This is a genomic window from Polynucleobacter antarcticus (assembly GCF_013307245.1).
In the GTDB taxonomy this organism is placed as follows: Bacteria; Pseudomonadota; Gammaproteobacteria; order Burkholderiales; family Burkholderiaceae; genus Polynucleobacter; species Polynucleobacter antarcticus.
Genome location: NZ_CP028941.1, coordinates 553,290 through 568,485, shown reverse-complemented (window position 1 = coordinate 568,485; position 15,196 = coordinate 553,290). Strand labels below are relative to the sequence as shown.

Here is a 15,196-nt window from a genome sequence, read left to right as displayed (position 1 = left end):
ATGCCTTTACCCCGTTTTGTTCATCTGCGCGTCCATTCCGAGTTTTCTATCACGGATGGCATTGTACGTATTGACGATGCAGTTGCCACAGCTGAAAAAGATGGCATGGGCGCCTTAGCCCTGACCGACTTAAGTAATTTATTTGGTTTAGTACGTTTTTATACTGCAGCGCGTGCTGGTGGAATAAAACCCATTGCTGGCGCTGATGTGTGGGTTAGTAATCCGCAAGACCCTGATCAACCTCATCGTTTACTGCTGCTGGTACAAAATCATTCCGGCTATCTCAATCTGTGTCAGTTACTCAGCAAAGCCTCTTTAGATAATCAGTCTCGTGGTCGGGCTGAGGTCGACCCGAAGTGGTTCAAAGAGCCTGCATCCAAAGCAGAAGATAAGGCGGCGAAGAAAACTCTTGCCGATGGTTTAATTGCCCTGTCTGGTGGGCGCTGGGGTGATGTTGGTACGGCACTCTTGGCTGGCCAAGAAGATCAAGCGAAAGAGGCTGCTAAGCGCTGGGCTACATTATTCCCTAATGCATTTTTTATGGAGATTCAGCGCGGTGGTCACCCACAAGACGAAAAACACTTACAACTGGCGTGTCATCTCGCCAGTGAACTCGATCTGCCGGTAGTCGCAACCCATCCCGTGCAGTTCATGAAAAAGAGTGATTTCATAGCCCATGAAGCGCGGGTGTGTATCGCTGAAGGTGAACTCTTAGGTAACCCACGTCGTCCCAAGAAATTTAATGATGAGCAATATTTTCTCTCTCAAGAGGAGATGGAAAAACGCTTTGTTGATTTACCAGTAGCCCTTGCTAATTCGGTAGAGATTGCCAAGCGTTGTAATCTCTCCTTGGTTTTGGGTCAGCCACGCCTCCCGGATTTTCCGACACCACCGGGCATTACTTTGGATGATTATTTATTACAGCAATCTGAAATTGGGCTAAAGCGTCATATGGCGCGCAACTTTCCTGATCCTGAAATACGCGCCAAAGAACAAGCGCGCTATCAAGAGCGTCTCGTATTTGAGGTGAAAACTATCGGGCAAATGGGTTTCCCAGGCTATTTTCTGATCGTGGCAGACTTTATTAACTGGGCGAAAAATAATGGCGTGCCAGTAGGTCCGGGCCGTGGTTCTGGTGCAGGATCGCTGGTGGCGTATTCATTAGGGATTACGGATCTAGATCCCCTGCGTTACAACTTGCTGTTTGAACGTTTCTTGAATCCTGAACGGGTATCCATGCCTGACTTCGATATTGACTTTTGTCAGCAGGGGCGTGATCGCGTGATTCAGTATGTAAAGGATAAGTACGGTAAGGATGCGGTCAGTCAGATTGTGACTTTTGGAACCATGGCAGCTAGAGCGGCCATTCGGGATGTAGGCCGTGTGCTGGAGCAGGGATATAACTTCGTTGATGGAATTGCTAAATTAATTCCGAATAAGCCTGGTCAATATATGACTATTGAAATGGCGAAGAAAGAAGAAAAGCAATTAGCTGAGCGGGAGAAAAATGAAGACGAGGTGCGCCAACTCTTATCCTTGGCGCAGCAGTTAGAGGGTATGACCCGTAATGTGGGGATGCATGCCGGTGGTGTGCTCATTGCCCCTGGCCGTTTAACGGATTTTTGTCCGCTATATACCCAAGAAGCAAAAGACTCTAAAGATCAAAATAGTAATTCAGTCATTAGTCAATTTGATAAGGATGACGTTGAAGCAATTGGCCTGGTCAAGTTTGACTTTTTAGGATTAACAACCCTGACCATTCTGGCCGCTGCGGAGAAGTGGATTAAAATCTTACATACCGATCGCAAGGATTGGAACATCGGTGAAATTGCACTCGATGATCAAAAAGCATTCGAAGTACTCAAGAACGCCAATACGGTCGCCGTTTTTCAGCTAGAGAGTCGCGGCATGCAAGGTATGTTGCGTGATGCTAAGCCAGATCGATTTGAAGATATTATTGCTCTGGTAGCGCTTTACCGACCAGGCCCCATGGATTTGATACCAGACTTTATTGAGCGTAAGCATGGTCGTCAAAAGGTAGAGTACCCCGATCCTCGTATCGAACCTGTTCTTCAAGAAACCTACGGCATCATGGTGTACCAAGAGCAGGTGATGCAGATGGCGCAGCTGATTGGTGGTTATTCATTGGGTGGCGCAGATATGCTGCGTCGTGCAATGGGCAAGAAAAAACCAGAAGAAATGGCACAACATCGTAAGATTTTTAGTGATGGCGCCAAACTGGGCGGTATTACTGAATATAAAGCCAACGAAATCTATGACTTGATGGAGCGCTTTGCAGGCTATGGCTTTAACAAGTCTCATGCAGCCGCCTATGCACTCTTAGCCTATCAAACAGCTTGGCTAAAAGCTTATTACCCTGCTGAATTTATGGCGGCCAACTTATCGCTTGCAATGGATGACACCGATAAGGTGAAGATTCTGTATGACGATTGCTTGGCTAATGGAATTCGGGTGTTCTCGCCTGATATTAATACGGGCGTATATGTATTCACACCATTGCGCGCGCCCAATGCGCCACTAGATGCACCACTGAGTCATATTCGTTACGGTTTGGGTGCCGTAAGGGGCACAGGTGAAGCTGCTATTGAAGTGATCATCAAAGCGCGTGAGTCGGGCGGCCCATTTAAAGACCTATTTGATTTTTGCGCACGGGTTGATCGTAGGCAAGTCAATCGTCGCGCTATCGAAGCATTAATGCGTGCTGGTGCGTTTGACAGTCTGTATAAAGACGCCATGCCTGCTGGCGGAAATCTTTATGATATTCGTGCGACTTTATTAGCTTCTCTGGCACGGGCAATTGAGGCTGCTGAGCAAGCAGAAGCCTCCATTAATCAAGTGAGCTTATTTGAGGCAGCAGGCGAGGCAGACCTGCACTTACCAGAATTGGTTCGTGAACCTGCATGGTCAGAGAAGAAGCGTTTGCAAGAAGAAAAATCTGCCTTAGGTCTTTGTCTCAGCGGCCATATGTTTGATGCTTATCGCGAAGAGACGGCCCACTTTATTCGGCAACCGCTTGTAAAAGTGACGGAAGGCAAAGACCAGCTGATCGCAGGCATTATTACCTCCGCACGTATGCTCACAGGGCAACGTGGTCGCATGATGATTGCCACGATTGATGATGGCACTACCGCTCTAGAAATCACCTTATACGGTGAGGTGTACGAACCCAATCGCTCCTGGCTTAAGGAGGATGAACTATTAGTGGCTAAAGTAAATGTGACACCAGATAAATTTTCGGGTGGGATGCGGATTATTTCAGAGGCGGTGATGGATATCACAGGGGCGCGTATGCGCTTTGCACGTAATCTCCACCTCAGTATTGATTCTGCGATTGATTTGAGATCTTTGCGAAGCCAATTAAGCCCCTATTTAATGAGTGCTCGAGTACGCGATCCTAAATTAGGCCCTGCACTTAGTACGATGTCGGGGGGTAATGAAGGAATGAAGGGCCTCATGCTGACTGCTGCCGTCACTACTAGCGGAGGGGCTTGTCTCATGCAGTTTCCAGAGGATCTGCGAATCTATCCGGATGATGCTTGCTTACATAGCCTTAATCAAATCTTAGCTGCTAAGCAATCGAACGTAGTACAAGTTCAGTATTTATAAATCAACAAAATAACAAAACAACCAAGTCAGCAGTTTACTTCTGCGTGATGCGTTGAAGTGCTTCAATGACTTGGGTAGGTTCTAGTTGGTCAAGACATTCACTATGACTATTGACATGATCATCACATCCTGCCTTACGACAAGGAACACATTCTCCTGGCCCTTGCAAAATTGTGATGTTACCAACCGTTTGAGAACGCGCTTTGAGTTGGTATGGCTGCTCGCCTATAAAGCCATTGGGCCACGGACCAAAGTTACTTGGTGGTGTTGGTCCAAATAAGGCGATGGTTGGGGTATTACAGGCTGCTGCTAAGTGGGTAATGGAAGTATCAACGCCTACATAAGCTAGCGCAGTCCGTATGAGTGTACCTGCCTGTGGAATAGTTAATTGACCGGCAGTATCGATTACATTTTTTCTGGTTGTATCGTCAAGCAAAGAGAGAATGTCTTGATTGAGTTGCAAATCTTGTTTTGCTGGTGATGCACTGAGAACAACTTGCCAACCTTGGGCAACCATCCAAGTAATTAAGGTTTGCCAGTAGGCAAGTGGCCAGCGCTTATAGGCAGTTAATGGACCTGGATGCACTACGACATAGGTCGTCTGTAGCTTACTGGCAATACTGGGGGTGATGGCTTCCCCGTTTGGTGGAGTGACAGAGATGGGCTTGCTAAATAGATCTGCCGTTGTTTTGCAAAATGCTTCAAGTAGGCGAATCTTTTCAGTGATGACATGTTGATGAAAGTAATCCACTGCTACGGTATGCAAGCAGATCGCTTTCTTCCAAGCATTTTGTTTGTCACTTTTACTTTTTTTAGCTCGATCCAGTTCAGTAAGGCCTTGAGGGTGACCGCCAAGCACGCCTACTCTTTTATTAGCTGCTACAGAGCCATAAAAATAGGCGCGATCACTGGGCTGCGTGATGAAGGCTAGATCATAGCGTTGGAAAAGGCGGAAAAATAAAGTAAGGTACTCTCCAAAACTTGGGCGATCTGAAGTTTCAATAATCTTGGCAATATCTTGATTGCCTTTGAGCATATCAAGCTTGCCGCGGTAACCCATAAAATGAAACTCAGCCTCAGGCCAAAGTTCACGGGCTTTAGAAATTAAAGGGGTAGTCACCAAGACGTCACCAATTTGGCGGGTCGCAATGAACAAGACCTTTTTAGGTTTGTAGCTTGAAAATGAGCTCATGACATTGATTTCTGAATTTTATTTGGCTTTAGCCAGAATTTTTTCACGTACCCGCCGGGCATTTTCTGCAGCATTGGACTGATCATTGATAGAGTGATAAAGGTGTAAGACCTCGGTGGACCAAGAGCCAGACTTACGAATCAAACCCATGTTTTGAAGTCTAAAAACAAAATCTGCATCCTCATGCCCCCAGCCTGTCATGGTTTCATCAAAACCACCAATCGCTAATGCATCCACCTTCCAGCATGCCATATTGCAACCCTTAATACGGCGCCATACAAATTTTTTGTAATTTCGCCATGATCCATCACCTAACTTGATAGTCAGCGGCCAGAATTTGTTGATACCGCCGCTAAGGCGATAACGCAGCAGGCTCGCCATGAAACGCTTAAAGTCCCAGCTCGACCAAGAGAGTAGCTCTTTGGTGAGCACCGCATTTAATAAGGCTCTACTGCCTGTAATCAAATACCCTTTTTTTGATAATTTTCTATGCTGACTGACAAAATCAGGCTGCACAATACAGTCGCCATCCAGAAATATTAAATATTCTCCTAAGGCCTGGGCGCTCGCAAGATTTCGGATTAGTGATAGGCGAAAGCCAAGATCCTCATGCCAAACATGCTTGATGGTTAGCTTAGATACACTTTTAAAGGTATCAATAAACTCTTTGGTGTCTGCCCTTGATCCATCATCAGCAATCACCACTTCGAAATCATGATCTGTTTGAGCCTCTAGAGACTGCAATACGAAATTGAGGGCATCAACTCTGTTGTAGGTAGCAACAATAACGCTGATCTTCATTTCTTTTCTTGGCGTTGAAGAAGCCATATTTTCATATATCGATAGTAGCTACCCTCTGCATTAGAAAGCGCTAATGCAAGACCCTCAGAGCCGTCTAAAAATCCAGCTCTGATGAAGTAGGTTCTGAAAAAAGCCCATAAGCCATGCAATATCGCTTTCAGGGGGGTGCTTCTTTTACCTTTTGCAAACGCTTGCTCTGCTGATGCTGTCGAATAGCGATCAATCTTTTGGAGCACTTGAGAGTAATTCATAAAACTAAAATGCAACATCGGGTTTTCTAATTTAGCGACTTGACTATCGGGCAAAAGACGTTCATGCACTAAGTCAGTAGAAAAACGGGCAGTGCCTCTCTTAAATAATCTATCTACATAGTCTGGGTTCCATCCAGAGTGGCGAATAAAGCGGCCACAGTACCAAGACAACCTAGGAATCGCAAAACAATCGATCTGGGCTGGGTGGTTGATAGCAGTCAGAATCTCACTTCTGAGGGCTGGTGTGAGTCGTTCGTCCGCGTCCAGAGAAAGAACCCAGTCACCCGTTGCTAGCTCTAAGGCCCTATTCTTTTGGGGGCCAAAACCCGGCCAATCAGGGGGCTGACTTACCACGGCACCATGTAATTTAGCGATTTCTAGGGTGCGGTCGGTGCTGTTGGTATCTACCACCACAATTTGCTGGGCAATCCCCTCTAGGGATGCCAAACAGTCGGCCAAATTGGCCTCTTCATTGCGGGTAATGAGTATGACAGATAAGGTGGGCATAATTCATTATATGAATGCTCAAGACCGTACCGCCCTAAATCGCTTAATTCAGTACCTCAAACCTCATAAAGGCATGATTATTGGCTCTTTGTTGGCTATGGCTTTGGTTGCTGGTGCTGAAACTTCTATCCCAGCTTTAATGAAGCCCTTACTTGATCAAGGTTTTACTGGTCAGATGGATGGCAAGTTATGGCTAGTACCCGTATTTTTAGTAGGCCTGGCTTTAGTTCGCAGCTCAGCCCAGTTTTTATCTAGCTATTTGCTAACCCGAGTGATTAATGCTGTGCTTCTTAAATTACGTGAGCAAATGTTTCAAACGCTGCTCCATGCGAGTACCACCTTCTTTCAAAAGAACTCGGCATCTAACTTAATTAATGCGGTTGTTTTTGAGGTAAATAATGTACTGTCTATTATGGGTAGCATGCTGATTAGTTTGGTGAGAGATTCACTCACGGTGATCGGTTTAATTAGCTATCTCATTTATTTAAATTGGAAGCTGACCTTAGTAGTGCTGGTTATTTTTCCAATTATTGCTTTTGTGATGAGCAAGATTAATAAGCGCTTGCGCTCGCTTAATCGTCAGCAACAGAGTCTCACCAGTGAACTTGCTTATATCGTTGAAGAATCTGCTGCGGGTTACAAGATTGTGAAGGTGCATGGCGCTGAGGAATATGAAATGCGCCGTTTTATGGAAAAAGCGGAAAACTTACGTCGGTTTGCAATGAAAGCCGCAGTGGCTGGTGGATTAAATCAACCGATTACACAACTGATTGCTTCTATGGCACTGTCGGTTGTGCTAGTCATTGCTTTGATGCAGTCCGCTACAGAAGGCACAACGGTCGGGGGTTTTGCGGCCTTCATCACCGCCATGATGTTGGTAATTTCACCGATCAAGCACTTGGCAGATATTAATCAGCCCTTACAGCGCGGACTAACTGCTGCAGAAATGATTTTTGCTTTAATGGATCAACCCTTTGAAGAAGATGAACCGCGTAAATCAAATATGAAATCCCTCGATAAAGCCAAGGGTGGAATACGATTTGAGGAGGTGGGCTTCTCCTATCAACAAGAAGAGGGTCGTAAAGACGCCCTAAGTAGTGTGAATTTGAATATTCAACCGGGCGAGGTAGTGGCCTTTGTGGGGCCTTCTGGTGGTGGTAAGTCAACCTTGGTTAATTTACTACCTCGGTTCTTTAAGCCCACGAGCGGCCATATTTTCTTAGATGATGTGCCGCTTGAGGATATTGTTTTATCGGATGTGCGTAAGCAAATTGCTTTTGTGAGTCAAGATGTCATTTTATTTAATGACAGCATTGCAGCAAACGTAGCCTATGGGGCAGTGGGTGCCGAGGGCGTTGATCGTGGGCGTGTAATGGAGTCTTTAGAGGCGGCTAATTTAACTGCACTTATGAAAGAACTTCCAGAGGGTATTGATACCCACATTGGAGATAACGGCAATCGCCTGTCAGGTGGGCAGCGTCAACGTTTAGCTATCGCTCGAGCAATTTATAAAGACGCACCTATTTTAATTTTGGATGAGGCAACCTCTGCCTTGGATTCTGAATCAGAGCGTCAGGTGCAAGATGCGCTGGAACGATTGATGGCTGGTAGAACTACTTTAGTGATTGCGCATCGCTTATCAACGATTGAGCATGCTGACAGAATCGTAGTACTAGAGCATGGTCACGTGATTGAGAATGGCTCCCATGCTGATCTTATTAAGAAGGATGGTTTATATGCCAACTTACATAGGATTCAGTTTGCAAACGCTTAATGTGACCTAGTATTTTTGATCCAAAGCCATGAGCTGCTACATATTTCCGCTAAACCTCTTTTTGCTTTCCACCCCAGAAGACTCTGAGCCTTATCTGCTTTAGCATAATATTCAGGAAGGTCACCTAGGCGTCGACCTACAATTTGATAAGGAATGTTTTGCCCACTAGCCGCTTCAAAATGGTGAAGTAACTCTAGAACACTATAGCTATCGCCACTCCCTAAATTAAAGGCATGACAACCTGCGTGGCTATTTAACCAGTTGAGACTTGCTAAATGACCTTCAGCCAAGTCGACGACATGAATATAGTCGCGCTTACCAGTACCATCGGGTGTGTCATAGTCATCACCAAAAATATTTAAAGATGACAATTTTCCAGTAACTACTTGGCCAATCACGGGCATTAAATTGTTAGGAATACCATTAGGATCCTCTCCAATCAGGCCAGATTCATGAGCGCCGACAGGATTAAAGTATCTGAGGCAGGCAATCTTCCAGGCAGCATCGCTTACAGCTAAATCTTGAAGCATTTCTTCTATATGCAGTTTATTCTGACCGTAGGGATTGGTGGGAGAAGTAGGGTGATCTTCATCGTAAGGAAGATATACGGGGTCGCCATAGACAGTTGCGCTGCTACTGAAGACCAAGGTTTTGATATTGGAAGCTTGCATTGCCTGAATTAGACTAATACTACCTTGTACATTATTGGCGTAGTAATCAATGGGATTTTTAGATGACTCACCAACAGCCTTCAATCCCGCTAAATGAATCACTGCATCAATATTTTCATCTTGCAATACTTGAGTCAGCTTTTTAGTGTCACGAATATCTGCATGAGTGAAAGCTATATCTTTAGATGTGATTTTTTTAATTCGAGCTAGAGTCTCGATATTACTATTGCAAAGATTATCGTAAATATGAACCTGATGACCAGCAGTTGCGAGCAATGTAGCCGTATGACTACCTATATAACCCATTCCACCTGTTAATAGAATATTCAAAAATGCCTCCTATTAGTAATTAGCTTAAAACAATATCGTATTGCTCTTGGCGGAAGCTACCCTCTGCTTGGAGCTTAATGGGCTTGTTAATAAAGTCACCAAGCTGAGCCAAGAATTGATTCTCTTCCTCTAAAAAGAGATCAATCACATCTGGTGCGGCCACAATTCTAAATTCTCGTGGATTAAATTGGCGATGTTCCCGCACAATTTCGCGAAGGATTTCATAGCAAATGGTTTGTGGCGTTTTAATCTCACCTTTGCCTTGGCAGGTAGCACAGGGCTCACAGGTGATATGGGCAAGTGACTCTCGTGTGCGCTTACGCGTCATCTCGACTAATCCTAAAGATGAAAATCCACTGACTGAGGTGCGGGCATGATCACGCTCTAAATTCCGATTCAACTCGTTCAATACAAACTCTTGATGATCTTTTCCAATCATATCAATGAAGTCAATAATGATGATTCCACCTAAATTACGTAAACGCAATTGACGTGCCAGCGCGTGGGCAGCCTCTAAATTCGTTTTATAAACGGTGTCATCTAAATTTCGGGCGCCAACATAGCTGCCAGTATTGACATCGATGGTCGTCATTGACTCAGTTTGATCAATCATGAGGTAGCCACCGGATTTGAGATCCACTCTTCTCCCAAGTGCTTTATTAATTTCAGTATCCACATCAAATAAATCAAATAGGGCACGCTCACCACGATGCAATGTCAGTTTGTTTAAAAGATTGGGCATATACAAAGCAGCAAATCCTTTGAGCTTTTCAAAGTTTTCGGCAGAATCCACTCGAATTTGGCTTGTGGTTTCGCTGGCAACGTCGCGCAGTACTCGCTCAGCTAGGCTGAGGTCTTGATACAACAAGCTTGGAGCAGCACTGTGATTGACTGCCTCCCGAATCTTCTCCCAAGTAGTGCGTAGGTAGTGCAAATCATGCTTTAACTCGGTATCACTGGCATCTTGAGCGCTCGTGCGCACAATAATTCCACCTTGTTCATCTGTAGGCATGAGTCCTGCAAGTCGCGCTTTGATAGCTTCTCGCTCTTCTGGCTGGTCAATTCTTTGGGATACGCCAATATATTTTTCAGAGGCGGGGTCAGAGCCTGCTGGTGGCAAATAGACTAAATTACGCCCAGCAATACTTAGTTGCGTAGTGAGGCGGGCACCTTTGGTACCCAATGGATCTTTGAGGACTTGTACTAATACATTCTGCCCCTCAAAGAGCAACTTTTCTATTTGGGCTTGTGGATTGTTCTGTGCCATGTCAGCTACATGCATAAAAGCAGTACGCTCCAGACCAATTTCAATAAAAGCAGATTGCATACCCGGTAGTACCCGGGCTACTTTTGCTAAATAGATATTGCCCACAATGCCACGTTGGCGAGTGCGCTCAATCTGCAGCTCTTGAACCGCACCATGTTGAATGAGCGCTACCCGGGTTTCTTGGGGGGTAATGTTAATGAGAATTTCTTCATTCATATGCGAGTGGCTTTAGTGACTTTGGCAAAATCTAACAATTGCTGAACTTCAAAGAGCGGTAGTCCCATAATACCGCTATAGCTACCTTTGATTGAGGGAATAAAAGCACCTCCAAGCCCCTGAATTCCATAGGCACCAGCCTTTCCAAAAGGTTCGCCACTAGCGATATAGGCCTGAATGTGCTCTTTGGATAGGCGGGCAAATTGCACTTCAGATACCTGCACTAGATATAGTGGCTGGCTATCAGGGTCTATTGTCAATGCAACCGCGGTAAGCACTTCATGTGTCTTATCGCTCAACATACTTAAGATACGTGCTGCATCTTGTGCATCGCTTGGTTTACCAAGGATTTCTCCATCTGGGCTACCAGGCAAGCTGACTGTCGTATCGGCACATAAAATTGGCGCCCATGGTTTATCACTCTGATGCCAGCGTTCCAATGCCACAGCACTTTTGGCAAGCACTACACGCTCAACATAGTCACGTGCCTTTTCGTGGAAGAGGGGGATTTCAATGCTTTCGGTATCTTCACCTGCTTGTGCCGTCAGCATTTCAAAGCGAACCCCTATTTGCTTAAGTAGCTCTTGGCGTCTTGGGCTTTGTGATGCAAGATAAACATAGCTGAACATAAAAACGGACTTACTCGCGATGATATGGATGGCCTTGCAGAATAGTCCATGCACGGTAGAGTTGCTCTACCAATAAGACTCTTGCCATGGCATGCGGTAGCGTTAAGCTCGATAGGCGCCACATAGCGTGCGCATTATCTTTCAAGCTGGCATCTAATCCATCGGCGCCACCAATCAAAAAGGTGATGTCAAAGCCCTCCTGGCGCCAGCTTGCTAGTTGAGTTGCAAGATTTTGGGTGCTTTGATCTTTGCCACGTTCGTCAAGTGCAATGACCCGTGAACCCTTTGGAATCGCAGCCGCTATTTTGGTAGCTTCCTTAGCCGGAGTGAGATCGGGCTTAATCTCTTTTATATCAATACTGCAATCAGCTGGCATGCGTTTTACATAGTCCTGAGTAGCAGTAGCAACCCAGTCTGGCATTTTGTGGCCAACTGAAACGATGGTTAAACGCATTTTTTAGTGACTACGCTTCGTCGTCCTCAGACTCACTAGCTTTGACAAGACCTTTATCCGCCGCCAATTTCACGCGTACAGGTTTTGCGCCCCACATACCTTCTAGCTGATAGTAGGCGCGTAATGCCGGTTGCAAAATATGTACCACGATATCGCCACAATCTACCAATACCCATTCACCGGTCTCGAGGCCTTCAACGGAGATAACTTCACCACCTTTGGCATTGACCTCTTCTTTAACAGACATGGCCAATGAGCGCGTTTGCCGATTGCTTGAGCCTGTGGCAATGATGACGCGATCAAATAAATCAGTCAGTTTCGTAGTGTCATATACACGAATATCTTGTGCTTTTACGTCTTCTAGTGCGTCAATGACGACCCGTTGTAATTTTGTTAAGTCCATATTTTCTTTAATATTTATTCTTTAATGTTTTCTAAGATATCTGATGTTAGGGTGATCTTAGCTCGATTGTTTGTATAAGCCTAGTGTTGTAATACGCTCTAAAGTACGAGCGGGAATATGTTCAGGTGTGATGAGACTCCGATCAGCACGGTTGAGTTGATTTCGCAGATGGGTGGATGATAGGTCGACTGCAAGACTGTCATCTATGTAAATGCGGCCAAATCGGCTATTTTCAAGGGTCTCTGGGTCGATACATAGATGTTGATTGAGAAATTCAGTCAATTCAGGTTGAATCTCCGTGCCCATCGGATGATTTGGCCTGCTGGCTACAGCCAAATTGACGTAATTGAGTAAGTGCTTCCAGGAGTTCCAGGTGGGAAGCTGATTGAAGGCGTCGGCCCCCATAAGCCATATTAAGCTTGCATCCATCCCCCAATGCGCTCTAAGTGCTTTGGCAGTATCAATGGCATAGCTCGGACCAGAACGTTCTATTTCTATTCGATCAACCGTAATAGCGGTATTTATCTTTGAATGAATAAAGGCCTGCGCTAAATCTAGCCCTGCAGCTTGGGTGAGTTGAAGACGTATATTTGCCGGAGTAATATCCACCCCTTTTTGCCAGGGCTCACCACTGGGTATGAGTAGTAATTGATCGAGATGCAGTAATTTTGAAAAATGCGTAGCAAGCTTGATATGCCCTAAATGTGGTGGATCAAAGGTGCCACCAAGAATACCGATTTTTTGTGATGCGTTTTGAGCTTGAACAGCCATTTAGACTAACCAGTCTCGTGGCTTGAGGTAGTAGTCATACAACTTCGCTTCAGGCGTACCTGGCTTGGGTTGCCAGTTGTACCACCACTGCACTACCGGCGGCATTGACATGAGAATGGATTCAGTGCGACCACCTGAATGCAAACCAAAGATAGTGCCACGATCAAATAGCAAATTGTATTCAACATAGCGACCGCGACGATATTCCTGAAATGCTTTTTCTTCAGGTGTAAAGCTATCTTGGTGGCGACGCTCCACAATCGGTATATAAGCCTTGATAAAGGCATCACCTACAGCACGTGTCATCGCAAAGCTTTGTTCAAAGCCTAGGCTATTAAAGTCATCAAAGAAAACACCGCCAATGCCACGAGGTTCGTCACGGTGTTTTAAATAAAAATATTCATCACACCATTTTTTAAAGCGCGGATAGAGCTCTGTACCAAAGGGATCTAGAGCATCCTTCGCGCTTTGATGAAAATGCCTGCAATCCTCATCGACACCATAGTAAGGGGTGAGATCAAAGCCGCCACCAAACCACCAGACGGGATCTTTATCTGGGGCTTGTGCAATAAAACAGCGCACATTCATATGAGTTGTGGGTACTTTAGGATTGTGAGGATGAAATACTAAGGAAACCCCCATCGCTTCAAAACTGCGTCCGGCAAGTTCGGGGCGATGGTGTGAGGCGGAGGGTGGCATTTGATCGCCACGGACGTGAGAGAAGCCTACGCCCCCCTTCTCTAAAATATTGCCCTGATCAAGAGTGCAGGTACGGCCATAACCCTTCAGCTTGCTATCCTCAGGCTTGTCCCAGGCATCCACAGAAAATGTTTTGCCATCTATGGCACTCATTGCAGTCGTAATCCGATCTTGCAAGCCTAAAAAATAGGTCTTGAGAGCAGCAATATCAATGTGCGTGTGCTGGGTAGATTCGTTAGATTGAGGGGATGACAAGGATGGCGACCTTTAAGTGTGAGATGTTTATATTAATTATTTCAGAGCGCGATAGCCAATATCCTGGCGATACTGCATGCCATCAAATTGAATCTGAGAAATAGCCTCGTAGGCTTTTTGTTGTGCGCCGCGAACAGTATCAGATAGTCCAACAACACAGAGGACTCGACCACCTGAGGTGAGCAGCTGACCATCCTTGAATATGGTCCCAGCATGAAACGTGAGTTGATTATCTGTGTCTGCCGGAATACCAGTAATGACATCGCCACTGCGAGGGCTATCTGGATACAGATGGGCTGCTAGCACTACGCCTAAGGCAGTGCGACGGTCCCAATCTAACTCCACTTCATCAAGCTTGCCATCCACTGCATGATCGAGAGCGTTCACAAGATCACTACGCAGGCGCGCCATAATTGGCTGGGTTTCTGGATCACCCATGCGGCAATTAAACTCCAATGTCTTGATGTTTCCATCTGGTGCGATCATTAAGCCGGCATATAAGAAACCAGTGTAGGGAATACCATCTGCCGCCATACCTTTGACAGTGGGCATGATCACTTCGCGTAATGCCCGCGCATGAATTTCTGGAGTAACAACTGGCGCTGGAGAATAAGCGCCCATACCACCCGTATTGGGCCCTTGGTCGGCATCTAATAAACGCTTATGGTCTTGGCTAGTAGCTAAAGCCAATACATTTTTGCCATCTACTAAAACAATAAAACTGGCTTCTTCGCCAATAATAAATTCTTCGATAACGACCCGTGCGCCAGCATTACCAAATTTATTGTCTGCCAGCATCATGTCTACTGCCGCATGCGCTTCATGTAGATCCATAGCGACGACTACCCCTTTCCCAGCGGCCAAGCCATCGGCTTTAATCACAATAGGGGCACCTTGAGCATCGATATAGGCATGTGCTTCTAAGGCACTAGAGAAGGTTTGATAATCTGCCGTTGGGATGCCATGACGTTTCATAAACGCCTTAGAGAAATCTTTTGAAGACTCTAATTGGGCGGCTAGCTGAGTAGGCCCAAAAATACGCAAGCCATTTATACGAAAAACATCCACAATGCCCGCAGCGAGTGGGGCTTCGGGCCCCACAACCGTCAGGTGAATCTTTTCGCGCTTCGCAAAGTCCGCAAGCTCTTGAAGATCGGAGATGGGAAGATTTTGAATGTTGGCCGTTGTTTGCTTAGCTGTAGCAGTGCCACCATTGCCTGGTGCTACAAATACGGTTTGTACATCGGGGGATTGCGCTAGTTTCCATGCGAGAGCATGCTCACGTCCGCCAGATCCAATTAAAAGAATTTTCATGTAGGGCTATTAAAAGGTGAAGGAAATTTAGTAAA

The 15,196-nt window shown here is 45.6% G+C and carries 13 protein-coding genes; 2 read left to right on the top strand and 11 right to left on the bottom strand.

Features of this window, described 5'->3' with window-relative positions; genetic code table 11:
* Positions 1-3,627 carry a DNA polymerase III subunit alpha gene (dnaE, locus tag DCO16_RS02940; RefSeq protein WP_173942274.1) on the top strand — a complete coding sequence of 1,209 codons (3,627 nt, stop codon included), beginning with the start codon at positions 1-3 and terminating at the stop codon, positions 3,625-3,627.
* A gap of 34 nt (positions 3,628-3,661) precedes the next feature.
* On the opposite strand, the gene DCO16_RS02935 is transcribed toward dnaE, so the two are convergent.
* The 3 genes from DCO16_RS02935 to DCO16_RS02925 are packed head-to-tail and all read right to left on the bottom strand — an operon-like array spanning position 3,662 to position 6,378.
* Positions 3,662-4,819 (bottom strand): glycosyltransferase family 9 protein, encoded by a 1,158-nt coding sequence (locus DCO16_RS02935; protein ID WP_173942273.1) that lies wholly within the window; start codon positions 4,817-4,819, stop codon positions 3,662-3,664.
* Positions 4,820-4,837: 18 nt separating this feature from the next.
* Positions 4,838-5,647, bottom strand: coding sequence for a glycosyltransferase family 2 protein (locus DCO16_RS02930; protein WP_254598082.1), 810 nt, complete (start codon positions 5,645-5,647; stop codon positions 4,838-4,840).
* The gene (locus DCO16_RS02925; RefSeq protein ID WP_173942272.1) at positions 5,617-6,378 is read right to left on the bottom strand and encodes a glycosyltransferase family 2 protein; all 762 of its coding nucleotides are present in this window, start codon (positions 6,376-6,378) and stop codon (positions 5,617-5,619) included. Before DCO16_RS02925 ends, DCO16_RS02930 begins: the two co-directional genes overlap by 31 nt.
* A 10-nt stretch (positions 6,379-6,388) precedes the next feature.
* Between DCO16_RS02925 and msbA the strand changes: the two genes are divergently transcribed.
* The gene (msbA, locus tag DCO16_RS02920) at positions 6,389-8,152 is read left to right on the top strand and encodes a lipid A export permease/ATP-binding protein MsbA (RefSeq protein WP_173942271.1); all 1,764 of its coding nucleotides are present in this window, start codon (positions 6,389-6,391) and stop codon (positions 8,150-8,152) included.
* Here the strand turns inward: msbA and galE are convergent.
* From galE to purD, 8 genes are all read right to left on the bottom strand, one after another.
* Positions 8,149-9,153, bottom strand: coding sequence for a UDP-glucose 4-epimerase GalE (gene galE, locus DCO16_RS02915; protein WP_173942270.1), 1,005 nt, complete (start codon positions 9,151-9,153; stop codon positions 8,149-8,151). The genes msbA and galE overlap by 4 nt on opposite strands.
* A 19-nt stretch (positions 9,154-9,172) precedes the next feature.
* Complete coding sequence (rng, locus tag DCO16_RS02910; protein ID WP_173942269.1) at positions 9,173-10,636, bottom strand: ribonuclease G; 1,464 nt, start codon at positions 10,634-10,636, stop codon at positions 9,173-9,175.
* Positions 10,633-11,265, bottom strand: coding sequence for a Maf family protein (locus tag DCO16_RS02905; protein ID WP_173942268.1), 633 nt, complete (start codon positions 11,263-11,265; stop codon positions 10,633-10,635). Before DCO16_RS02905 ends, rng begins: the two co-directional genes overlap by 4 nt.
* Before the next feature lie 10 nt (positions 11,266-11,275).
* Positions 11,276-11,719, bottom strand: a complete 444-nt coding sequence (rlmH, locus tag DCO16_RS02900) for a 23S rRNA (pseudouridine(1915)-N(3))-methyltransferase RlmH (protein WP_173942267.1) — start codon at positions 11,717-11,719, stop codon at positions 11,276-11,278.
* 10 nt (positions 11,720-11,729) lie between these two features.
* Entirely contained in the window at positions 11,730-12,122 is a 393-nt protein-coding gene (gene rsfS, locus DCO16_RS02895; RefSeq protein ID WP_173942266.1) for a ribosome silencing factor, read from the bottom strand.
* Positions 12,123-12,179: 57 nt separating this feature from the next.
* A complete protein-coding gene (gene nadD / locus DCO16_RS02890) occupies positions 12,180-12,893 on the bottom strand; it encodes a nicotinate (nicotinamide) nucleotide adenylyltransferase (protein WP_173942265.1) in 714 nt (237 codons plus the stop codon).
* The gene (gene hemF / locus DCO16_RS02885; protein ID WP_173943744.1) at positions 12,894-13,805 is read right to left on the bottom strand and encodes an oxygen-dependent coproporphyrinogen oxidase; all 912 of its coding nucleotides are present in this window, start codon (positions 13,803-13,805) and stop codon (positions 12,894-12,896) included.
* Positions 13,806-13,883: 78 nt separating this feature from the next.
* Positions 13,884-15,161, bottom strand: coding sequence for a phosphoribosylamine--glycine ligase (gene purD, locus DCO16_RS02880; protein ID WP_173942264.1), 1,278 nt, complete (start codon positions 15,159-15,161; stop codon positions 13,884-13,886).
* Positions 15,162-15,196: the final 35 nt, after the last annotated feature.